Source organism: Pedobacter xixiisoli, from assembly GCF_900215335.1.
GTDB classification, from domain to species: domain Bacteria; phylum Bacteroidota; class Bacteroidia; order Sphingobacteriales; family Sphingobacteriaceae; genus Pedobacter; species Pedobacter xixiisoli.
Map to the genome: position 1 here is coordinate 618,513 of NZ_OCMT01000003.1, position 21,125 is coordinate 639,637.

At 36.1% G+C, this 21,125-nt stretch carries 22 protein-coding genes; 16 read left to right on the top strand and 6 right to left on the bottom strand.

Going from position 1 to position 21,125, the window contains the following annotated elements:
- Positions 1 to 363 precede the first annotated feature (363 nt).
- Together CRO54_RS14820 and CRO54_RS14825 are read right to left on the bottom strand one after the other, a co-directional pair.
- Positions 364 to 894 carry a ferritin gene (locus CRO54_RS14820; RefSeq protein WP_097132850.1) on the bottom strand — a complete coding sequence of 177 codons (531 nt, stop codon included), beginning with the start codon at positions 892 to 894 and terminating at the stop codon, positions 364 to 366.
- Positions 895 to 1,074: 180 nt separating this feature from the next.
- Entirely contained in the window at positions 1,075 to 1,446 is a 372-nt protein-coding gene (locus CRO54_RS14825; RefSeq protein WP_240775124.1) for a hypothetical protein, read from the bottom strand.
- 873 nt (positions 1,447 to 2,319) lie between these two features.
- On the opposite strand from CRO54_RS14825, the gene CRO54_RS14830 reads away from it, so the two are divergent.
- A complete protein-coding gene (locus CRO54_RS14830; RefSeq protein WP_097132851.1) occupies positions 2,320 to 2,718 on the top strand; it encodes a hypothetical protein in 399 nt (132 codons plus the stop codon).
- On the opposite strand, the gene CRO54_RS14835 is transcribed toward CRO54_RS14830, so the two are convergent.
- Both CRO54_RS14835 and CRO54_RS14840 read right to left on the bottom strand, forming a co-directional pair.
- Positions 2,715 to 4,532 (bottom strand): DNA polymerase III subunit gamma/tau, encoded by a 1,818-nt coding sequence (locus CRO54_RS14835; RefSeq protein WP_097132852.1) that lies wholly within the window; start codon positions 4,530 to 4,532, stop codon positions 2,715 to 2,717. The two genes, CRO54_RS14830 and CRO54_RS14835, sit on opposite strands and share 4 nt — an antisense overlap.
- A gap of 171 nt (positions 4,533 to 4,703) precedes the next feature.
- A complete protein-coding gene (locus tag CRO54_RS14840) occupies positions 4,704 to 5,573 on the bottom strand; it encodes an AraC family transcriptional regulator (RefSeq protein WP_097132853.1) in 870 nt (289 codons plus the stop codon).
- 173 nt (positions 5,574 to 5,746) lie between these two features.
- Here CRO54_RS14840 and CRO54_RS14845 point away from each other — a divergent pair, with 173 nt between their 5' ends.
- The 9 genes from CRO54_RS14845 to CRO54_RS14885 all read left to right on the top strand — a co-directional run bounded on the left by CRO54_RS14845 (position 5,747) and on the right by CRO54_RS14885 (position 13,805).
- Positions 5,747 to 6,337, top strand: a complete 591-nt coding sequence (locus CRO54_RS14845; protein ID WP_097132854.1) for a hypothetical protein — start codon at positions 5,747 to 5,749, stop codon at positions 6,335 to 6,337.
- Between the two features lie 173 nt (positions 6,338 to 6,510).
- Positions 6,511 to 7,770, top strand: coding sequence for a hypothetical protein (locus CRO54_RS14850; protein WP_097132855.1), 1,260 nt, complete (start codon positions 6,511 to 6,513; stop codon positions 7,768 to 7,770).
- Between the two features lie 172 nt (positions 7,771 to 7,942).
- Positions 7,943 to 8,305 carry a 30S ribosomal protein S6 gene (gene rpsF / locus CRO54_RS14855; protein WP_097132856.1) on the top strand — a complete coding sequence of 121 codons (363 nt, stop codon included), beginning with the start codon at positions 7,943 to 7,945 and terminating at the stop codon, positions 8,303 to 8,305.
- The gene (gene rpsR, locus CRO54_RS14860; protein WP_097132857.1) at positions 8,305 to 8,568 is read left to right on the top strand and encodes a 30S ribosomal protein S18; all 264 of its coding nucleotides are present in this window, start codon (positions 8,305 to 8,307) and stop codon (positions 8,566 to 8,568) included. The genes rpsF and rpsR overlap by 1 nt, the downstream gene beginning before the upstream one ends.
- A 10-nt stretch (positions 8,569 to 8,578) precedes the next feature.
- The gene (gene rplI, locus CRO54_RS14865; protein WP_097132858.1) at positions 8,579 to 9,022 is read left to right on the top strand and encodes a 50S ribosomal protein L9; all 444 of its coding nucleotides are present in this window, start codon (positions 8,579 to 8,581) and stop codon (positions 9,020 to 9,022) included.
- A gap of 154 nt (positions 9,023 to 9,176) precedes the next feature.
- Complete coding sequence (locus tag CRO54_RS14870) at positions 9,177 to 9,548, top strand: septal ring lytic transglycosylase RlpA family protein (protein ID WP_097132859.1); 372 nt, start codon at positions 9,177 to 9,179, stop codon at positions 9,546 to 9,548.
- A 383-nt stretch (positions 9,549 to 9,931) separates the two neighbouring features.
- Positions 9,932 to 10,903 carry a ribonucleoside-diphosphate reductase small subunit gene (locus CRO54_RS14875; protein ID WP_240775126.1) on the top strand — a complete coding sequence of 324 codons (972 nt, stop codon included), beginning with the start codon at positions 9,932 to 9,934 and terminating at the stop codon, positions 10,901 to 10,903.
- A gap of 139 nt (positions 10,904 to 11,042) precedes the next feature.
- Positions 11,043 to 13,427: a ribonucleoside-diphosphate reductase subunit alpha gene (locus tag CRO54_RS14880; protein WP_097132860.1), complete on the top strand. Its 2,385-nt coding sequence runs from the start codon at positions 11,043 to 11,045 to the stop codon at positions 13,425 to 13,427.
- Between the two features lie 156 nt (positions 13,428 to 13,583).
- Positions 13,584 to 13,805 (top strand): cysteine-rich CWC family protein, encoded by a 222-nt coding sequence (locus tag CRO54_RS14885; RefSeq protein ID WP_097132861.1) that lies wholly within the window; start codon positions 13,584 to 13,586, stop codon positions 13,803 to 13,805.
- Here the strand turns inward: CRO54_RS14885 and CRO54_RS14890 are convergent, their stop codons facing one another.
- Positions 13,806 to 15,350, bottom strand: coding sequence for an ABC transporter substrate-binding protein (locus tag CRO54_RS14890; RefSeq protein WP_338065629.1), 1,545 nt, complete (start codon positions 15,348 to 15,350; stop codon positions 13,806 to 13,808).
- A gap of 241 nt (positions 15,351 to 15,591) precedes the next feature.
- Here CRO54_RS14890 and CRO54_RS14895 point away from each other — a divergent pair, with 241 nt between their 5' ends.
- Both CRO54_RS14895 and CRO54_RS14900 read left to right on the top strand, forming a co-directional pair.
- Positions 15,592 to 16,044 (top strand): hypothetical protein, encoded by a 453-nt coding sequence (locus CRO54_RS14895; RefSeq protein WP_097132863.1) that lies wholly within the window; start codon positions 15,592 to 15,594, stop codon positions 16,042 to 16,044.
- A gap of 60 nt (positions 16,045 to 16,104) precedes the next feature.
- Positions 16,105 to 17,172: a DUF2891 domain-containing protein gene (locus tag CRO54_RS14900; protein ID WP_097132864.1), complete on the top strand. Its 1,068-nt coding sequence runs from the start codon at positions 16,105 to 16,107 to the stop codon at positions 17,170 to 17,172.
- A gap of 71 nt (positions 17,173 to 17,243) precedes the next feature.
- On the opposite strand, the gene CRO54_RS14905 is transcribed toward CRO54_RS14900, so the two are convergent.
- On the bottom strand, positions 17,244 to 17,765 hold the full coding sequence (locus CRO54_RS14905) for an NADPH-dependent FMN reductase (protein WP_097132865.1): 522 nt from the start codon (positions 17,763 to 17,765) through the stop codon (positions 17,244 to 17,246).
- Positions 17,766 to 17,942: 177 nt separating this feature from the next.
- Here CRO54_RS14905 and CRO54_RS14910 point away from each other — a divergent pair, with 177 nt between their 5' ends.
- The 4 genes from CRO54_RS14910 (at position 17,943) to dapB (ending at position 21,125) form a co-directional block, all read left to right on the top strand.
- The gene (locus CRO54_RS14910; RefSeq protein ID WP_097133107.1) at positions 17,943 to 18,746 is read left to right on the top strand and encodes a ParA family protein; all 804 of its coding nucleotides are present in this window, start codon (positions 17,943 to 17,945) and stop codon (positions 18,744 to 18,746) included.
- Positions 18,747 to 18,755: 9 nt separating this feature from the next.
- Positions 18,756 to 19,652 carry a ParB/RepB/Spo0J family partition protein gene (locus CRO54_RS14915; protein WP_097132866.1) on the top strand — a complete coding sequence of 299 codons (897 nt, stop codon included), beginning with the start codon at positions 18,756 to 18,758 and terminating at the stop codon, positions 19,650 to 19,652.
- A complete protein-coding gene (locus tag CRO54_RS14920) occupies positions 19,652 to 20,320 on the top strand; it encodes a DUF5683 domain-containing protein (RefSeq protein WP_097132867.1) in 669 nt (222 codons plus the stop codon). The genes CRO54_RS14915 and CRO54_RS14920 overlap by 1 nt, the downstream gene beginning before the upstream one ends.
- A gap of 61 nt (positions 20,321 to 20,381) precedes the next feature.
- Complete coding sequence (dapB, locus tag CRO54_RS14925) at positions 20,382 to 21,125, top strand: 4-hydroxy-tetrahydrodipicolinate reductase (RefSeq protein WP_097132868.1); 744 nt, start codon at positions 20,382 to 20,384, stop codon at positions 21,123 to 21,125.

Below are 21,125 nucleotides of genomic sequence, written 5' to 3' on the forward strand. Positions count from 1 at the left end.
AGAAATAGCTATCCTAAGGGACAGTTTCTACAACGTTTGCCCCTTAGGTATTTTTCGCAGCAGTTTTTCTTTTTCTTGTCTTTTTTATCCTGCTTAGAATCTTTTTTCTTTTTATCCTTTTTAGACATATTGCTGTTTTAGCCACAGATTTTGATATTAAATATTGGTATAGCGGACCTTGAAATAAATTCAGGGAGAAGTTTAACCGTATGCCGTCATGCTGAATTTATTTTACTACGTAGCTTTTCGCTTCGCTACAGGTCAGCATCTGTTAAGCCTATTTTTAATAACAATTAAAATTAAACAAAAAAGGCGCATACTTGTTGTACACACCTTTCAATTATTGTTTTGTTTTGTTGTTTTTTACGCTTCGCTGTCGTAAGAAATTTGACCAACGTGTTTGTCAATCTGCCATCTTCCAGTTCCCTCTTCTCCAATTACCTCAAACAATTCTAGCGCTCTACGGGCTTTGTACTCTTCTTCACGTTGCTCTCTAAAGAACCAATTTAAGAACTCTAAAGTAACATAATCTTGCTCTTTATGACAACGAGCGGCAATGTTTTTAATAGATTGCGTTACGCTGATTTCTTGCTCTAAAGCTTCTTCAAAAACCTCACGGAAAGAGTTGTATTCTTGTTTAATGTTGTTCACATCTGGAGAAATTGCATTTCCACCCATGTCTAACACATATTTGAAGAATTTTAATTGGTGTTGTCTTTCTTCTTCTGCTTGCTTAAAGAAGTAATCAGCAGAAAAATCGTAGCCATTTCTGTTGCACCAAGAAGCCATCGATAAATAGATTGATGATGAATGTGCTTCTTTTTTTATTTGTTGGTTAATTAATGTTTCTACCTCTTCAGACAATAAACATTTAATTCTCATTATATCTTTCATATCACTAATATTTAATATTTGTCGGTAATGAAGCTTTCATGGTATATTCAGTTGTTCATGCTGAATTTGTAACCGCAATGTTTTCATTATGATACTTTCTTATTTGAACACTACAAAGTTACATCGATAATGTTCTGTAAAAGAAAATATTAGTAATATGGAAAGAGTCTAAGTCTTAGTTTAAGCGATGACACGAAACAGACGATCGTGGATAATGTGGTTAAGTTCCAACATCACGAAAGTGCCTTGCAAGATTTCTTTTAGTTTGATCAACTCTAGTAAAGAAAGTACGTAAGAGTGGTCGCAAGCGCAAATGAAGATAATTTCTACATCGGCAGTTTTGTCACTACTTAATAGCTTTTCTTCAATATTTACATTGTAAACTGCTTTTTTAAGCTTTAAAAGATTTCTATAATCGAACCGAGCTAACTTACCAGCGAAGTCAATGTACCAACATTTCTCCGAGTCAGATTGAAAAATAGCACCGCTTTCAGTAGCGAATACTTCTTCAAATGTGGCAACAGGAAATGATAATTCTTTGATCTTTTGCACAGTAATTTAATTATTTATGCAAAATTAATATTATTTAGATTTAATACAAATAAAAAGTAAAATAAGTTTAGGGTTTAATTTTTTAGAGCGTTTTATTTTTTGAAGAGCACTTTCTAAGCTACTATTAAAGTTTCGTCCCGCTATTTGCTACAAGTCCCGACGAAACCTGTAAAACAACAAAGCATACCATAAACTATTCCGACAAATGTTTAAATCGGGAGCTTTTCGCTACTATCGGGTCTATTTTACATAGGCCAGCAAAAGAAATTTAATGCAGCGCCCCTCAAATTTCAAAATGTTTTGGCTAAAGCCTGAAAGCTTAATTTCTATTGTCCGTTGGCTAAAGCCGAACGGCAATGAATTTGTAAATATTTGTTTAGTGAGCATACATAAAATGGATCCTATCGAAAATAAAGCTTTATAGGGTTTTATTTCTAGTTGCCTGTTGGTTAAAGCCAAATGACAATGAACTTGTAAACATTTGTTTTATCACAATAACAAAATGTTGAAATTACTTTTAATGAGCATAAATAAAAATCGAAATAGAGCTTTAATAGGGGTTCATTGCCGTCTGCTTTAGCTGACGGAAGAAAAAACACAGAGTTTATAAATGTGCTAGGTAGGCATACCTAACCTAAAAGCACTACATTGAGTTAAATAGCCCCGATTGAACGGCTTAGCGCCCGACCAAAGGAAGGGACTAAAAGTGAAAGCGGGACTTTCGGATAATCGTAGCAAAGAAACTGCGCTTCAAAATAAAAATATTAAGCTCACGGAAAAACAATATGAAACTGAACAGGTTTCTCTAAATACTAAATACTAAATACTAAATACTAAATACTAAATACTAAATACTAAATAAATACTAGCATCATGGAAAATCAAAAACCAGCTAACGATAAATTACACGCCAGCGATTTGGGTGAAACCAAAGATTTTAATGAATTATCGTATGATAAGGATAAAAACAGCTTTGAATTTGATGTGAAAGGCGAAGAGAAAGACTACGATCATCCGCTGCCTTATGATACTTCTGCACCAAATGGAGAAGACAGTGTTTCGACATATGATGAGGCAAACCCATACGTTGGTAATGAATACGATGAAGACGGGCAGGTTGATGAGCAAATTGACGGTAATGCAATGCACATAGACGAAACCGGAGATAGTGTGCTACTAGACCCAGCAGACAAATTATTGGCGCAAACTGAAGAAGATTTTAGGGATGATTTGGATGAAGAGGGGTATCCGAAAAATGATAGACCTAACTAAGGCAGCAGGTCTAAATTAAAACGTTTACGCAATTCTTCTAGCTGAGGATTTTTCTCAACTAAATAGGCGTATTTATCTTTATTGCTATAAATTCTGTTGCTTTGTTTGGGTTCTATCCGCTTGGTAACAATTTGAATATCGAAATTTTTGAGTTGCGACCTGATAAAGTTAAGCAGCTCAATTTTTTCGTCTTGCAATGTGCTTTCAAGGGCTATGTTCTCGATAGAAACGATAATATCGTATCCATCTAATACAGGTTCGTTACTACTTAGTAAGGTAAACAAATGTATTTTGTCTTCGGCGTTTGCCTTGGCAATACATTGCTTCCACACTGCCATAAACTGGTCTTGGGTAAAGGCTTGTTTATCACTACCACTAACATATTGCGGACCTTTGTCTTCTCCCTCTAGGTTACCTCCATTACTAAAATCTGTTAACGAAGGAATTAATGAACCTCCAGTACTTTTAGCCAAGGGTTGTATCTTGATTGGGGAAGTAGGAGGCATGCTATTAGGAATCTCTACTTTTGTAGGAGCTGCTTTAACCGCTTCTTGAGCTACAGCCACTGGCTTTTCTACAGGTATTGGGCTACTAACTTTCGGACTTTCGGACTTTACTTCACTTTGGTCTTTCGGCTTTACGCTTTGAGCTTCTCCGGAACTAACTAAAGTTTTTTTTTTATCCTGATCTTGGTCAGTTGCTGTATTGGCGAGTTGAATTACGGATGGAATGTGACACATTTTGATGAGTGCCAGCTCAACCTGTAACCGCTGATTTTTGCTGTTCTTATAATTAAGGTCGCATTGGTTGGCTAAGTTTAGTGCCGTTAAGATAAATCCTAAATTAGCACCGTTGCTTTGTGCCAAGTATTTCTGCTTAATATTTTCGCTTACCTCTAATAACTGTATGGTCTGATTGTCTTTACCAACCAATAGGTTTCTAAAGTGACCAGCTAAACCATTGATGAAGTTATTGCCATCGAAACCATTATTCAATATTTCATTGAAAAGTAGGAGCGTATTGCTCACATCGCCACTGGTTAAAAAATCGGTAAGTTTAAAGTAGTAATCGTAATCTAAGATATTCAGATTGTCAATTACTGCCTTGTAAGTTACATTTCGGTTGGTGTAGCTAACAATCTGGTCAAACATAGAAAGCGCATCACGCAAACCGCCATCAGCTTTTTGGGCGATGATGTGTAGACCATCATTGTCGGTAGAGATACTTTCTCTTTCGGCAATTTTAGCTAAGTGATTAGAAATGTCATCAACCTGTATCCTGTTGAAATCAAAAATCTGACAACGAGATAAAATGGTTGGCAATATTTTATGTTTCTCTGTAGTAGCTAAAATAAATATCGCATAAGAAGGTGGTTCTTCCAATGTTTTCAAAAAGGCATTAAATGCACTCGTAGATAACATGTGAACCTCATCTATAATGTAGATTTTATATTTTCCAGCTTGTGGCGGTATTCTCACCTGTTCAATCAAACTTCTGATGTCGTCAACAGAGTTGTTAGAAGCGGCATCTAGTTCATGAAAGTTGAAAGAATGTCCCGATTGGAAAGATTGGCAGCTTTCGCAAGTGCCACAAGCTTCTTGCTCGGCAGTTAAGCTGGTACAATTAATGGTTTTCGCTAAGATACGAGCACAGGTGGTTTTACCCACACCACGCGGTCCGCAAAATAGAAAAGCTTGTGCCAGTTGGTTGTTTTTAATGGCGTTTTTTAAAGTTCCGGTAATATGCTGCTGACCAACTACGGTTTCGAACGTGGCTGGGCGATATTTGCGGGCAGAAACAATAAAATTTTCCATCGGCACGAAAATAGGGAATTTTTACGGAGTTGAAATGTTGAAAGTTGGAATGTTGAAAAATCGCAGAGGCTTGTTGGTCTTGATTGGGCACTAACACCTCTTTGGTGAACTGTTTGAATCGTTTAACTGGTTAATCCTAATACTGACACCTGACCACTGATTCCTGACTACTCATATAATAGACTTCAATTCTTTCCTATACTGCGATGCGCTCTTGCCTGTAAACTCCTTAAAAATCTTATTAAAATGGCTAAAGTTATGGAAACCACTTTCGTAGCTAATGTTGGCAATGCTGGTTGGTTTTTCTGCCAAAAGCTTCGAAGCATGTACTACTCTATATTCGTTTACAAACTTGGTGAAGGTCTTTTTGGTCATTTTTTTAAAGTACCTACAAAATGCAGGAACAGTCATGCTGGTCATTTCTGCCACTTGGTCTAAGCTAATTTCTTCGGTAAAATGGTCTTTCACATAATTAAAAACCATGTTTATTCTATCGTTGTCTTGTGCTTGCATCTCTAAAGAGAAGTTTTGGGCATTTAGAAGTTTGTAATCCGATGCCTGTTCCAATTCTCTAAGTACCGCTAAAAGTGCCATTAACTTCTCGAATGGCCACATGGTATTCATTTTATCTAAAATTGGCCCTACCAGTTTCATGGTGTCCTTGCCAAAGGCGATACCATATTTGGCCTTCTCAAATAAATTCACAATACCTTTAGTTTCTTTTAGCGTCAGAAAGCCGGTACCCAGAAAATCAGGTTTCATTTGTATTACCACCTCATTGGTGTTTCCTGTGGTCTCGTCTGTAAATCCACAATGTGGCAAATTGCTGCCAATTAAAATCAAATCTCCATCTGTATAGTAAGAAATATGACTTCCTATTTGGCGCTTACCGGTTCCTCCATTTACAAATACCATCTCTATTTCTGGATGGTAGTGCCAAAGGTGTGCTTTGTTGTTGGCGTTTTGTTGATACTTAGAATAGTAAAACGAACTTCCAAACGAAGGTTCTATGAGCTCAAAGCTAGGTTTTATCTTTTTCATGTTAATGATGCTAAATTAACTAAAAAATATGTGTTTTTGCTTTGTTTTGCTTTTTTTGTGTATTATGTTGTTAAAATAGCATATATATTAGTGAATATGGGATACAATATGGGTGTAATTAGTTCCTACATTTGCTAGTGTTAAATAAGTATTAACAATTAAGGCAAATCACAATGAGAAAGTTATTCAATTTTAGTTTAGTTATCCTTACCGTGTTGATGGCAAATGTTGCTAAAGCAGATGATATGGAGCTTTTGGTTAAAGTAGCCAAAGAAAATAGCAAATGGGTGAGCTTTATTACTAACGATGCAAAAGAATTTGACGTGACCCTATATGCTGCCGATGATGAGATTCTTTACCAAGATCACATCAAAACTATTGGTAATAAATTCCAGACTTATGATTTAAGTTCACTTCCAGAAGGAGCTTATCAACTTAAAATGGAATCAAGCTCAAAAGTAGTTACGTACCAAATCGCAATTAATGCTGGTAACGCTGTGCTTTCGCAACCAACAGTGGTTGAAATTAAAAGACCGTTATTAGTTAAGGAAAATAATATGGTGACTTTAGATTTGAATGGCGTATGTGCTGGACAAGTTGAAATGGTAATCTATAATGAGTACAACGAAAAACTGCATGATGATGTTTACAGCAGTGATTCGAAAGTTGCAAAGAAATTCGACGTTAGTAAAACAATGTCAAAAGAGTTAACTTTTGTGATCAGATCTGCTGGTCAAGAGTACTCAGAAACAATCAGGCTTTAGTTTTAGCATATATATAAGAGAGAGTGAAAGCATTACCGTTTGGTGATGCTTTTTGTTTTTGATCATTACTGTATCTTTATTATAAGTTATGAACTTTAAAAGCAGGTGTATCTTAAATCGTTTTTTTTAAGAAAAAATCTTATCATTGCGGCGAATCCAAATTACTTCTCATTATGTTTAAGCTAATTTCAAAGAATATTTTAACTCTTCTAATTGCCTTTTTGCCTATTTATTGTTTCTCACAAAATAGATACGTCGAGGGGTATTTAATCACCTCTGCTGGAGAAAAATTGAAAGGATATGTCTCAATTGGCGAAAAGAGTTTTAGTCCAGAAGCTGTTAAATTTAAAGCCAATCTCGGTGATAAGCCTTTAGTTTATGATATTCAAACTAGTTTAGGATTTGGAATTGATCAAATGGAAAGCTATGAAAGACATTCTGTTAAATTAAGCCTTGGTGAAGTTAATCTTTCGAATGTTAGGGGAGGTATTGATACCTCTTGGGTTTGGAAAACAGTTTTTCTTAAGGTTTTGCAAAAAGGGCAGAACGTAACTCTTTATGAATACTCAGATAAAATCAAAACAAGATTTTACATCGGAGATAATTCTTCGGAAGAGCCCGAAGAATTAATGTTGTATCGATATATAGAATCTAACGCTAGAACTTTCACTACTAGTAGCTTATTTAGGAATCAGTTAGTTCTCTGGTTTAGAAAATACAACGTATCTGAAAAAAATGATTTATGGTTGAATAGGGCTAACTACGGTCGTTCTGATATGCTAAAAGCCGTAGCACTTATAAATAATGAAATAGGAAAAAAGAAAGATGTCGTGGCTAATTCGAAATACCCAAGGCATAGCTTTTATGTTGGGTTTGGTTTGCTTTCTAGTAAGTTAAAGCATGATGGCACTAATATCTTTAGGTCTACTGCAGTACTGGATGGTTCTGTACTGCCTTATTTTGTGGTTGGTGCAGATATTTATGCTAATCCGGTTTATCGTAGATTGTTTTTTAAGCCCGAACTTGGTGTCTCGATGACTAAAAACAGTATTGTGGATGGATCTGGTCTAGTTACTTCTAAAGAAATCTATACCTATCAATTAAGACAAACAAATGTTTATTTTAATCCTTCGGTAGGGTATAATCTTTTAAGTAAGCCGAATTATAGCTTTTATTTTGGAGGTGGAGTCGGAATTTATTATGCTTTTGCCTCAAAAAATACTTACACTATGAGCGATGATACAGGTGAAACACTTTTAGCAGAGCCAAAGATTAGTTTACTAACTTGGGATTTGTCATTGAAATTAGGTGGAAGAATTGGGAAAAAATTAGAATTTGCCGCCTCTTACGGATTTCCCAGCCTTGTTAATGACCAAGTAAGGTTTACTTTTTTTAGAACAAGAATTCAAGCTGGTGTTAACTATCATTTTTAGACTAGAGTTTGCATCTCGCATAATGCAATAACATCAGGATAATGTTTTTATTTAATGCTAAAATGATTGCTTCCAGTTTTTCCGAAACAACACTTTGATTTATAGAAATATATTGTTACATTTGCAGCCCGTTTTAGGACGGAATAAATTAAAAAATTAATTAAATACAACAATGAATCAGTACGAAACTGTTATCGTTCTTACCCCATTGTTATCTGAAGAAGCTGCAAAAGAAGCATTAGCGAAATTTACAGCAATCATTAAAGATAGCGGAGCCGAAATTATCGCAGAAGATAATTGGGGTTTGAGAAAATTAGCGTATCCGATCGACAAGAAAGGAAACGGATTCTTTCACCTTACAGAATACAAATCTGGTGGTGAATTAATAAACAAGTTAGAGCTAGAATTGAAACGTGATGAGCGTGTTTTACGTTTCTTAACTGTGAGATTAGATCGTCATGCTATTGCATACAGCGAGAAAAAACGCAGTGGTGCTTTTAACAAAAAACCTAAGAAAGAGGAGGCTTCAGCGTAATGGCAAGAGATCAAATCCAATATGTTACTGCTCCAAAAGTGGAGGATAACAGAAAAAAATATTGCCGTTTCAAGAAAAATGGTATTAAATATATTGATTACAAAGACGCAAACTTTTTGTTGAAGTTCGTTAATGAGCAAGGTAAAATTTTACCTCGTCGTTTAACTGGTACTTCTTTGAAGTTTCAACGTAAAGTGGCTCAAGCGGTAAAACGTGCTCGTCACATCGGTTTGTTGCCTTTCGTTACTGACCAATTAAAATAGGAGCTGAGCAATGGAAATTATTTTAAAGCAAGATATCAAATCACTAGGTGAAAAAGATGATATCGTTACGGTAAAACCAGGTTATGGTCGTAACTACTTAATTCCACAAGGTTTTGCAACTTTAGCAACTCCTTCTGCAAAAAAAGTATTAGCAGAAAACTTAAAGCAAGCTGCTTTTAAACAAGATAAAATTAAGAAAGATGCTGAAGGTGTAGCTGCTCAATTAGCTGATGTGAAATTAAGCATCGGTGCTAAAGCAGGCGAAACTGGTAAAATCTTTGGTGCTGTTAACACTATTCAAGTGGCTGACGCATTAAAAGCTAAAGGTTTTGAGGTTGATCGTCGTCGTATTACTTTCGAAACTGAGCCTAAAACTTTAGGTGAATATGTAGCTAACTTAAACTTACACAAAGAAGTTAAAGTAAAAGTTCCTTTCGAAGTAGTAGCTGAGTAATTTTAGCTTACAAAATTTTAAAGCCCCGAATTTATTTCGGGGCTTTTTTTTTATAGAGGGCCTGCCTTTTCATCAGTTAGGCTTTTTATATTTGTCATCCATTTATAACAGAAAAACAATTCAATTGGAACGTTTTATTAACCATCGTCAACCTATGAGATTATTGTTGTTCTTATGCTTGATTGCATTTGGTGCGAAATCACAAGATGTAGTAACTACGGTTGCGGATACCACCAAGAAAATTATTTTTACCACTTACTACGCTAAAAAGTTCGAAGGCAGAAAAACTACCAGTGGAGAGCGCTATCGTAGTGCCAAATTTACTGCCGCACACCGCACTCTTCCCTTTGGTACCATAATCACCGTTAGGAACATACACACAGGTAAAACTGTAGACGTAAGAGTGAATGATAGAGGTCCTTTCAGTAAGAAATTTTCATTAGATATTTCTAAAGCTGCAGCCCAAGCAATAGGGATTTATCGTTTGGGATACGCCAAAGTCGAAATTTCTTATGTGCTTAAATAAAGGTCTGTTATTTAGACTCTTTTTAAAATTATTAACACTTATTTCTGTTTACTAAGTCCTTAAAAAGAAATAATTAGCTTTTTTTCTCGATGTTTCTGACAAAAATCTGATTAGAAATAGACATCATCACAGGCACATGTTAACAACTTTGTAGCGTAAAAAAAACCCTAACTTTTATATTTGTTATACGAAGTTCTTTAATAGAAAGCACCCATATTATTATTTAACTAATTGCTATTTAGTTTGTTAAAAAGGACAGTTTTTTAAACTCCTTATCCATTTATAAACTAAGTAAGGTTTCTTGGGCTGCTAAATCCAATAAGAAAGAACTGATGATGTGTTTGCTGCAACTGTATTTTTAAGAATGTAAAAAAAGAGTGATTATGGAAGATGAACTATTATTGAGAGAAAACAAAGACCGCTTTGTGCTTTTGCCAATCAAATTTCCGGCAATTTGGGAGATGTATAAAAAAGCTGAAGCCAGCTTTTGGACTGCAGAAGAAATTGATTTGTCTGACGATATTAAGCATTGGGAAAACTTGAATAGCGGAGAGCGTCACTTCATCTCTCACATCCTTGCTTTCTTTGCTGCAAGTGATGGCATCGTAAATGAAAACCTAGCGGTAAATTTTATGAGCGAAGTTCAAATTCCTGAAGCACGTTGCTATTATGGTTTCCAGATCATGATGGAAAATATCCATTCTGAGACCTACGCATTGTTAATTGATACTTATGTTAAAGATCCTGAAGAGAAAGATAGATTGTTCCACGCTATTGATACCGTTCCAGCGGTAAAGAAAAAAGCGGAATGGGCATTGCGCTGGATTGAAAATGGAACTTTTGCAGAACGTTTGGTGGCTTTTGCTGCGGTAGAAGGTATTTTCTTTAGTGGTAGTTTCTGCTCTATTTTCTGGCTGAAGAAACGTGGTTTAATGCCAGGTTTAACCTTCAGTAACGAGTTAATTTCTAGAGATGAAGGTTCACACTGCGAATTTGCTTGTTTGTTGTACAGCATGTTGTCGAACAAACTGAGCGAAGAACAAGTACAAACCATTATTAAAGATGCGGTAGAAATTGAGAAGGATTTCATTACTGATGCATTGCCAGTTAAATTGATAGGTATGAATGCGGATTTGATGAAACAATACATTGAGTTTGTGGCCGATAGATGGTTGGGTGAACTTGGCTACTCAAAAGTTTATAATGCTACCAACCCATTCGATTTTATGGAGATGATTTCGCTGCAAGGCAAAACCAATTTCTTCGAAAAACGTGTGGGTGATTATCAAAAAAGTGGCGTGTTAACTTCTTCGGAAGATAAAGCACAAGCTTTTTCATTAGATGAAGACTTCTAAAATTAAGGTAATAGGTGTAAGGTGTTAGGTATAAGGAAATTCCATTATGTCTAGATACTAAATACTTATATCTAAATACTAAATAATATTTTGAAACCAGGTGCCGCTGTTTAAATATGCACCTTAAATTTTGTAAAGGATGTTTGTAATAAAAAGAGATGGCCGTAAAGAACCGGTAAAATTTGACAAGATTACAGCTCGTATCGAGAAGCTGTGCTATGGTTTTAATGCTGAATTAGTAGATCCTATTGATGTTGCTAGAAAAGTAATTGAAGGATTGTACGATGGGGTAACTACATCAGAATTAGATAACTTGGCAGCAGAAACAGCAGCTTCTTTAACTACAAAACATCCAGATTATGCTTTGTTGGCTTCACGTATTGCCGTGTCTAACTTGCATAAAAATACTTTGAAATCTTTTTCTAAAACGATGGAATTGTTGTTTAACTACATCGATCCAAAAACAGGAAAAGATTCTGCTTTAATTGCTGACGATGTTTGGAAAGTGATTCAAGATAACGCTGATATTTTAGACAGTACCATTATTTATGATAGGGATTTTGGTTTCGATTACTTCGGTTTCAAAACCCTAGAGAAATCATATCTATTGAAAGTTAATGGTATCATTGTAGAGCGTCCTCAGCACTTATTTATGCGTGTTGCGGTTGGTATTCACAAAGAAGATATCGAAAGTGCAATAGCTACCTATAACTTAATGAGTGAGCGTTGGTTTACTCACGCAACACCAACGTTGTTTAACGCAGCTACACCGAAACCTCAAATGTCATCATGTTTCTTGTTAACTATGCAAGATGACAGCATTGAAGGTATTTATGATACATTAAAGCAAACTGCAAAGATTTCTCAAAGTGCCGGTGGTATCGGATTAAGCATCCATAACATCCGTGCTACTGGAGCTTATATTGGTGGTACTAACGGAACAAGTAATGGTATTGTACCAATGTTACGTGTCTTCAATGATACCGCTCGTTACGTAGATCAAGGAGGTGGTAAACGTAAAGGTGCTTTCGCGATTTATTTGGAGCCTTGGCATGCTGATGTTTTTGAATTCTTAGACTTGCGTAAAAACCACGGTAAAGAAGAAATGCGTGCTCGTGATTTGTTCTACGCACTTTGGATCAACGATTTGTTTATGCAACGTGTAGAAGAAAATGGTGATTGGAGTTTGTTCTCGCCAGACGAAGCACCGGGTTTAGCAGATTGCCACAGTGAAGAATTTAACAAACTTTACACTAAATATGAGCAAGAAGGTAGAGCTCGTAAAGTGGTTAAAGCGCAAGAACTTTGGTTCGCCATCTTAGATTCGCAAATTGAAACTGGTACACCTTATTTGTTGTACAAAGATGCAGCTAATGCGAAATCAAATCAGCAAAACTTGGGTACCATCAAGTCTTCGAACTTATGTACAGAGATTATCGAGTACACTTCTAAAGATGAAGTAGCGGTTTGTAACTTGGCTTCACTGGCATTACCTCGTTTTGTAATCAACGGTGAATTTGACCACCAAAAATTATACGATGTAACTTATCAAGCTGCTTTAAACTTGAATAAAATCATCGATTATAACTACTATCCAGTAAAAGAAGCTGAAAACTCGAACTTGCGTCACCGTCCAATTGGTTTAGGTGTACAAGGTTTGGCAGATGCATTTATCTTGATGCGTTATCCATTCGAAAGTGATTCAGCAAAACAATTGAACAAAGATATTTTCGAAACCATCTATTTTGCTGCCATGACTGCTTCGGCTGATTTAGCAGAGAAACATGGTGCTTACAAAACTTTCAAAGGTTCTCCACTATCAAAAGGTCAATTCCAATTCGATTTATGGAATGTAACTCCAGATAGCAACCGTTGGGATTGGGAAAGCTTAAGAAAGCGTGTAGTGAAAAAAGGGGTGTACAACTCGTTATTAGTTGCCCCAATGCCTACAGCTTCAACTTCTCAAATTTTAGGTAACAATGAGTGTTTCGAGCCGTATACTTCAAATATCTACACTCGTCGTGTATTAAGCGGTGAATTTATTGTGGTAAATAAACATTTGTTGAAAGACTTAGTAGCTTTAGGTTTGTGGACACCGCAAATGAAAGATAGAATTATCTTGGCTAACGGATCGATTCAAGACATTGCTGAAATTCCAGATTATATCAAAGAATTGTACAAAACAGTTTGGGAAATCAAAATGAAGAACATCATTGATATGTCGGCTGATAGAGGTGCATATATTTGCCAATCTCAATCGTTGAACTTATTTATCAATGCGCCAAATACTTCGAAACTTACTTCAATGCATTTCTACGCTTGGAAAAAAGGATTGAAAACAGGTATGTATTATCTACGTACACAAGCTGCTTCGCAAGCGGTTAAGTTCACTGTAGAAAACCAAGGTGGTAAAGCAATCGAAGCAGTAATTCCTTCAGAAATGTCGCAAGCGCAAGTTGCAGAAGAAATTGTAGACGGACCGGTTTGCTCAATGGAAGAGGGTTGCATTAGCTGCTCTGGATAAAATAGTCATTAGTCATTGGTTAATTAATTTTAGAACGAACCAATGAACTTCATGATAAAGCAATAATATCAAGGTTCTGGACATAAAGTTCAGAACCTTATTTTTTGTCCGTACTTTTGTAATGCAATAGGGGTCATACCTTCGGCCTTTTACCTTATGCCTACAACCTTAAAACATAGCAAACACGAAATCATTGCCTGCGAGCGATGCAACACTGCTATTGAATGCAAGGCAAATGCCTACACCAAATGCCAATGCAGCGTGGTTCAGTTAAGTATTAACGAGGTGCAATATGTTAGCGAGCTTTATGATGGTTGTTTATGCGCCAAATGCTTGATGGAGCTACAGCAAGAATATCGAGAAGAAATGGGATTGTAGTTAATTCTTTTTAACGCCCTTCAAAATCATTAAACTTAACGGATTGATATTGTAGCCGCTAATGTTGTTTTGTAGCATCACTACCGATTGGTCATATAAAATTGGAACTACGGATGCATGTTCCATGACCATGTTGTCCATTCTGCGATAAAGTTCAAAACGTTTCTGAGGATTATTTTCGTAGTAACTTTGCTCAAACAGTCTGTCAAATTCTTTATTGAAATAACCGGTGTAGTTTGGTCCAAAGGGAACTTTGTTTTTAGAGTAGAAAACCGAAAGGTAATTTTCACCATCAGGATAATCAGCAATCCAAGAACCTCTGAAAAACACAACCTCATTCTTAGACATTAAATCTCTTAAGCTCGCACTCGGACTGACATCTACTTTTACTTTAATGCCTAGGTTGCTAAGTTCACCTTGAATAAACTCAATCAAATCTCTATAAGTGGTAGAAGTACTCAGCTTTATTTCTGGCATTCCTTTTCCATTTGGGAATCCAGCTTCTGCAAGTAGTTTGGCGGCCAAAGTTGGATTGTAATCGTAGCCTTTAACTTTTGTACTGTCGAATCCAGGCATTCCCTTTGGAATAAAACCAGAAGTGGCAGGGGTGCCAATACTATTACGTAAATATTTAATTAGTTTTTTCCTATCGATAGCATAATTAATGGCCTGCCTAACTTTTTTGAAGCGTAAGGGAGAACTTTTAACGATGTCTTTATCGGGGTCCACTAAAATGCCTACATACTCGGTACACAAATAAGCGCCTTTGATCAATTGAAATTGGCTTTTATATTTGCTCGTCATTTGACCGCTTTTTGTTAAAATATCGTCTCTATAACTTCCATCAACACTATAAAAGAAATCTAAGTCTTTTTTAAGGAAATTCATGAAAGCACTTTGCTTGTCGTTAATGAAAGTTGCTTTTACGGCATCCAAAAATGGCATTCGCTGACCAGTACTGTCTTTCTCAAAATAATTTTCATTTTTAAGCAATACCAAAACTTCGTCTTCCTTCCAATACTTAAACTTAAAAGGTCCAGTACCTACCGGATGATTTCTGAAATCTTTACCATAATGCTCTACCACCTCTTTGGGTACAACCGAACAATACTGCGCTGTAAGTAAATTTATGAAAGCAGGGAAAGGTTTTACCAGTTTGATTTGAAAAGTGCTGTCGTTAAGCGCTACAAAGCTACTTTGGTCTTTTACTTTATCACTAAAAATCCATCCGCCAGAAGAGGCTACTTTTGGATCAATTAGACGGTAAAAGCTGTAAACGAAGTCTTGTGCGGTAACTTTTCTGCCTTTGCCGTTCTTAAATAAGGCATCATCCTGAAAGAAAACATCGTTTCGTAAATCAAAAGTATAGTTAAGCCCATCTTCAGAAACTTTCCATGATTTTGCGATACATGGAACAGTATTCAAGTTTTTATCTACCTGTACTAATCCATTAAAGATTTGGTTAATCATCCAAATGGCATTTTGGTTACGGGCAAAAGCCGGATCTAGTGAAGTTAGGTTCTGGTCTAAATTGATATTGAACACTTTTTTGTCGCTATTCTTATTGCTTTTGCAAGAAAAGAGGATAATGATACAGCAAAAATAAAATATATTAAGCTTAATGGTACGCATCGAAAATGGAAATACTATTTTTGTGCAATTAAAAACATTGAGAAGTTAAGGTACATTAAGTTTTTGAGGTAGCAAAACTACTTTCTCTTAATATTTCTTAATTGCTTAATGATTAAATGATTTTTGTTGTACACTATACAAATAATAAATTCAGATGTCTTCTTTAAGTGAACTTATAAATACCGAAAACAATGCAGAATTGCGTGAAGAATTACTGGAGCGTTTAGCCATTGTTGAACACAAGATTAAGTTCACAGATAAGGTGCCGGTGTGCTTCTTAGATTCAGAGGGACATCCACATTTAGAGCTTGCTGCAATTGCAGAGTTGGGCGGTGCTGCAATAACCACACAGCCTATGGAAGCCGTTTATATTATTTTTCATGAGGAAACTAAACTGCTAGATGATTTAATGCGTAAAGTGCCAGTGTTGCTTGATGAAAATTGGCCTGCAGTAAAATTCAGTAGGGTTTGCCTTTTGGCGGATGATTATCGCCTTTCTAAGCCTGAAGAAGCGGTGGCATTGGTAGAGGATATTGCCGAGATGATACATCCAGGGCATTTTATTTTTGGCTATGAAGGAGATAAGTGGATAAGATTTACTGTCTAGGAATTAGTGGTTAGGTATCAGGGATTAGTTGTCAGTTTAAGCAATTAGCAAATTCATAGGATGAAAAAAATATTACTGCCTTTATTATTGGTTTCTTCTTTGGCTTATGCGCAAACAGCACCAAAGTTAGATAGGGAAAATGCTGAAAAACTATCTTTGTTGCCTTTGCATTGTATGGATAAAGAATATCCTAACAAGACGGCGCATACTATTAATTCTGCTAATGATGCGAAGTTAACTCCTGCAGAATTGCATCCTGGTTTTTACGGATGCTTTGATTGGCACAGTTTGGTACATGGACATTGGATGTTGGTTCATTTGTTAAAGACTTTCCCAGATATCAAAAACAAAGCAGAAATTATTGCAAAGCTTGATCAAACCTTTACTACCGAAAATATGCAAGCAGAGGCGGATTACTTTAAAAAGTACGAGCTAGCTAAAATATTTGAACGTACTTATGGTTGGGCTTGGTTGTTAAAATTAGATCAGGAGCTTTTGGAATGGGATCATCCAAAAGCGAAAAAATGGCATGCAGCTTTACAGCCTTTAACCAAACAGATTTTAGAACTTTGGAAAGCTTATCTGCCAAAACAAACTTATCCAAACCGTACGGGTGTACATGGTAATACGGCTTTTGCTTTGGTTTTTGCGGTGGATTGGGCTAGAGCAACAAAAGATAAAGTTTTCGAAGTACAGCTAGTTGACAAGGCAAAGGCTTTTTATTTGGATAATCAAAAGACACCAGCCTACATGGAGCCAGATGGTGCCGATTTCTTTTCTCCGAGTTTAGAGATTGCCGACTTGATGAGAAGAGTTTTGGCGAAAGATGATTTTGTGAAATGGTTAGATGTTTTCTACGAAGAAAGAAGCATCAAAAGGATAAGCGATATGCCTGTAGTGAGCGATTTAAGTGATTATCAAACAGTGCATCTTGTTGGGTTGTCTTTCACCAGAGCTTGGTGTATGAAAGGTGTAGCAGCCCAGCTTCCTAAAAATCATCCGTTAAAAAAGCATTTTGAAATTACTGCCGATCATTTTTTAGCAAATGCCTTGCCCTTAATTTTTAAAGGTAACTATGGCGGCGATCATTGGTTAGCCTCATTTGCGGTTTATGCGTTAGCACAATAAGTGGTCAGGTATCAGGAACTAGAAATCAGTCGCAGTTCTCAGTTAACCAATTCAACGATTAACCAGTTAACCTAATAAGCAACAAACTTGTCCATCTGCTGGTTAGTGAACTTTAAAGTATCTTCCGCAAAAAAATCGCCTTTCTCATTTAGCTCTAGTTTGATATTTGGAATATGTAAACGCAACGGCATTACGTGTAAATGAAGATAAGCACAAACGCCATTGAAATGCTCTATTCCTCTGATATTGCCATACTTGCCAGAAGATATACCGACTAGGCAAGCTTTCTTATCATAGAAGCTTTCTGGAAAAGCACAGGCGTCAATTAAGGTTTTTAAAACTCCAGGATAACTGCCATTATATTCGGGAATAACGAATAAAAATTTGCTCGTACCTGTCATCAATTCTTGTATCTTATCGAATGCTTCAGTTTTTTTTCCATACAAACTATCTGCAATAAAATTGGCCGGTAACTCCTGTAAATCAAATAGGTTAGTTTGTAAGCCCTTTTCCGCCAGTTGATTTTGATAATATTTAGCAACTTTAAGCGTATTGCTATTAGGTCTATTGGTTCCGGCTATAATGGTTATCATACAAAAATTGTTAATAAGATGTGTAAAACACGAAAGGTGTCGATACTAATATTACGTTTTAGTTTGTATCTTAGCTAATTGTTAAAATATGCCTATACATCACAAAAATAGCATTTTTTAGAGATTTTTAGTTTAAAATTAAGCCATTACAAGTTGTGGCGTTTTCAAGGAGAACAAATGAGTAAGATTATTGCTTTAGCAAACCAAAAAGGAGGAGTTGGCAAAACCACTTCATCTATTAATTTAGCAGCTAGCTTAGCCGTTTTAGAATATAGAACGCTTTTGGTTGATGCAGACCCTCAGGCCAACTCTACTTCGGGTATTGGTTTTGATCCAAGAAACATCAAAAATAGCATTTACGAGTGCATAATTAATGATGTGGAGCCTACGGATGCCATCGTGAAAACGGATACGCCAAATTTAGATTTGTTACCTGCCCACATTGATTTGGTAGGTGCCGAAATTGAGATGATCAACTTGACGAATCGCGAATATAAGATGAAGGCGGTATTGGAGAAAGTAAAAGACCAATACGATTTCATCATTATTGACTGTTCGCCATCGTTAGGTTTAATTACCATTAACTCTTTAACTGCTGCAGATTCTGTGATTATTCCAGTACAATGTGAGTATTTTGCATTGGAAGGTTTGGGCAAATTGTTAAATACCATCAAAATTGTACAAAACAGGTTAAACCCTGCGTTAGAAATTGAAGGTATTTTATTAACCATGTACGATGTAAGGTTACGTTTATCTAACCAAGTGGTAGAAGAGGTAAGAACTCACTTCCAAGATTTGGTTTTTGAAACGATCATACAACGTAACACTCGTTTAAGTGAGGCTCCAAGTTATGGTATCTCTGTAATTATGCATGATGCCAATAGTAAAGGTGCTATCAACTATTTGAATTTAGCAAGAGAAATTGTTCGTAAAAACGGATTGCTTACAGAAGAGCAAGAAGAAAACAAAGCAACTATTTAAGATACATAGATGACTTTTCAAAGAAAGACCGGATTAGGTAAAGGATTAAGTGCACTGTTGGATGATAACGAATCGGTTAATTCCGCTAAGCCTGCCGTAGAAAATATAGATTTAACGCCACAGGTTGGGAGTATTAGCAGCATCAGCCTTGCTGATATAGAGACCAACCCTTACCAACCACGTACAGAGTTTGATCAAGTTGCACTAAATGAATTAGCAGACTCGATTAAAGTACAAGGTTTAATACAGCCAATTACCGTTCGTAAAAACGGAAATAAATATCAATTGATTTCTGGAGAACGTAGGTTTAGAGCTTCTAAACTAGCAGGACTCACAGAAATTCCAGCTTATATTCGTACTGCCGATAACCAACAAATGTTGGAAATGGCATTAATCGAAAACATTCAGCGTGAGAACTTAAATGCTATTGAAGTAGCATTAAGTTTCCAACAAATGATTGACGAGTGTAACTTGAAAGCAGAACAATTGGGTGAGCGTGTAGGTAAAAATAGGACTACGGTTGCCAACTATTTAAGATTGTTGAAACTTCCACCTGCAATTCAAGCTTCTATCCGCGATAACAAAATTTCAATGGGTCATGCCCGTGCTTTAATCTCTGTAGAAGATGAAGGCAAACAGCTTTTCATCCATCAAGAAATTTTAGATAAAGGACTTTCGGTACGTAAGGTAGAAGAATTGGTAAGAGGTATCCACCATGTGCAGGTAAAAGCGCCAATAAAGCAAGAAGCTGTTTCTTTCGAATACCAAAAGCTACAAAATGACTTGGCTTCTAAATTTGCTACCAAAGTAAAACTGAAGGTAAATGATAATGGCAAAGGAGCAATAGAAATTCCTTTTGTAAATAACGAAGACCTTAATCGTATTTTAGAACTCTTAGATTGGTAATGCGGGCATTTCTGCTTTCTGTTGTACTGTTTATTGCTTTTACTTCTGTAAATGCGCAAACCCCTGCGACTCCAATTAGGCAAGACACTACTGCTAAGTTAGATACCATTGCTCCACCGAAATACGTAAATCAAGGTAAAATTGCTGGGAAAAAAGCAGTTTACCGGTCACTTATTTTTCCTGGTCTAGGGCAAATCTATAACTATGGGTTAGTAGTGGACGATGTGAAAGCGGGGAGAACTGAAGGCAAAAGAATAGGTCAAAAACTTTATATTATAGGTAAAATTGGTGCTATTTACGCAGGGGGAACCATATTGGTAATGTCTTATCTAGACAATAACCGAAATTATAAATTATTTCTTCAGGAATTGCAGTATCGTCAGTTGAATAACAACAATCCCGACCCAAATAACGGCTTGGGGCAATATGATACAAACGGACTTACGGTAGCAAAGAATATCTATAAACGTAACCGTGAAGTTGTAATTATTTCTTTGTTAGGTTTATATGGATTAAACGTGTTAGACGCATACGTAACTGCTCGTTTAAAGTTTTTTAATGTAGACGATACCCTGTCTCTTAAATTATCACCAACCATTATAAATTCTAATACAATGTATGGTTTCAGCAATGCTGCGCCAGCACTAAAACTAACGCTTAAACTATAAACCATAAAGAGCCGAAAGAACCTTTTTGAATAAGCTCTATATTAACATAAAAACTAAACAAATGAATATAGCTCTTTTAGGCTACGGCAAAATGGGTCAAATCATAGAACGATTTGCTACAGAGCGTGGTCACGAAATTGTACTTAAAGTAGGGATAGAGAATCTAAATGATTTCACTGTCGAAAATCTAAAAAAAGCTGATGTAGCTATTGATTTTAGTGCTCCAGATGCTGCGGTTAGCAATATCTACAAATGTTTCGAAGCTAAAGTTCCAGTAGTAGTTGGTACCACTGGTTGGTATGGTGAGTTGCAAAAAATCAAAAATGATTGTGAGGCAAGTAACAATACCTTACTTTATGGTTCTAATTTCAGTATTGGCGTAAATATTTTCTTTCACTTAAACCAAGTATTAGCAAAGCTGATGAACAACTATCCAGCTTACGATGTGCAAGTAGAGGAAATACACCATACACAAAAATTAGATGCGCCAAGCGGGACAGCAATGACAATTGCAGAAGGTATTATAGAGCAGATTGATAGTAAGAAAGAGTGGGTTAATGAGCTGGAAGGAACTCCGATTTCTGATAGATTGAAGAACGACCAATTACTTATCGAATCACTTAGAATTGAAAACGTACCAGGAACGCACACTGTTGTGTACAGTTCTGAAGTTGATGATATCGAAATTAAACACACAGCGCACAGTAGGGCAGGTTTTGCTTTAGGCGCAGTGGTAGCTGCCGAATGGTTGCAAAATAAAAAAGGTTTTTACAGCATAGCTGATATATTTAATTTTAAAAATTAA

What these genes read in the sequence shown, in the direction of transcription:
- CRO54_RS14820 (WP_097132850.1), bottom strand. Translation starts at nt 894, where the DNA reads ATGAAAGATATAATGAGAATTAAATGTTTATTGTCTGAAGAGGTAGAA.
- CRO54_RS14830 (WP_097132851.1), top strand. Translation starts at nt 2,320, where the DNA reads ATGGAAAATCAAAAACCAGCTAACGATAAATTACACGCCAGCGATTTG.
- CRO54_RS14835 (WP_097132852.1), bottom strand. Translation starts at nt 4,532, where the DNA reads ATGGAAAATTTTATTGTTTCTGCCCGCAAATATCGCCCAGCCACGTTC.
- CRO54_RS14840 (WP_097132853.1), bottom strand. Translation starts at nt 5,573, where the DNA reads ATGAAAAAGATAAAACCTAGCTTTGAGCTCATAGAACCTTCGTTTGGA.
- CRO54_RS14845 (WP_097132854.1), top strand. Translation starts at nt 5,747, where the DNA reads ATGAGAAAGTTATTCAATTTTAGTTTAGTTATCCTTACCGTGTTGATG.
- CRO54_RS14850 (WP_097132855.1), top strand. Translation starts at nt 6,511, where the DNA reads ATGTTTAAGCTAATTTCAAAGAATATTTTAACTCTTCTAATTGCCTTT.
- rpsF (WP_097132856.1), top strand. Translation starts at nt 7,943, where the DNA reads ATGAATCAGTACGAAACTGTTATCGTTCTTACCCCATTGTTATCTGAA.
- rpsR (WP_097132857.1), top strand. Translation starts at nt 8,305, where the DNA reads ATGGCAAGAGATCAAATCCAATATGTTACTGCTCCAAAAGTGGAGGAT.
- rplI (WP_097132858.1), top strand. Translation starts at nt 8,579, where the DNA reads ATGGAAATTATTTTAAAGCAAGATATCAAATCACTAGGTGAAAAAGAT.
- CRO54_RS14870 (WP_097132859.1), top strand. Translation starts at nt 9,177, where the DNA reads ATGAGATTATTGTTGTTCTTATGCTTGATTGCATTTGGTGCGAAATCA.
- CRO54_RS14875 (WP_240775126.1), top strand. Translation starts at nt 9,932, where the DNA reads ATGGAAGATGAACTATTATTGAGAGAAAACAAAGACCGCTTTGTGCTT.
- CRO54_RS14880 (WP_097132860.1), top strand. Translation starts at nt 11,043, where the DNA reads ATGTTTGTAATAAAAAGAGATGGCCGTAAAGAACCGGTAAAATTTGAC.
- CRO54_RS14885 (WP_097132861.1), top strand. Translation starts at nt 13,584, where the DNA reads ATGCCTACAACCTTAAAACATAGCAAACACGAAATCATTGCCTGCGAG.
- CRO54_RS14895 (WP_097132863.1), top strand. Translation starts at nt 15,592, where the DNA reads ATGTCTTCTTTAAGTGAACTTATAAATACCGAAAACAATGCAGAATTG.
- CRO54_RS14900 (WP_097132864.1), top strand. Translation starts at nt 16,105, where the DNA reads ATGAAAAAAATATTACTGCCTTTATTATTGGTTTCTTCTTTGGCTTAT.
- CRO54_RS14905 (WP_097132865.1), bottom strand. Translation starts at nt 17,765, where the DNA reads ATGATAACCATTATAGCCGGAACCAATAGACCTAATAGCAATACGCTT.
- CRO54_RS14910 (WP_097133107.1), top strand. Translation starts at nt 17,943, where the DNA reads ATGAGTAAGATTATTGCTTTAGCAAACCAAAAAGGAGGAGTTGGCAAA.
- CRO54_RS14915 (WP_097132866.1), top strand. Translation starts at nt 18,756, where the DNA reads ATGACTTTTCAAAGAAAGACCGGATTAGGTAAAGGATTAAGTGCACTG.
- CRO54_RS14920 (WP_097132867.1), top strand. Translation starts at nt 19,652, where the DNA reads ATGCGGGCATTTCTGCTTTCTGTTGTACTGTTTATTGCTTTTACTTCT.
- dapB (WP_097132868.1), top strand. Translation starts at nt 20,382, where the DNA reads ATGAATATAGCTCTTTTAGGCTACGGCAAAATGGGTCAAATCATAGAA.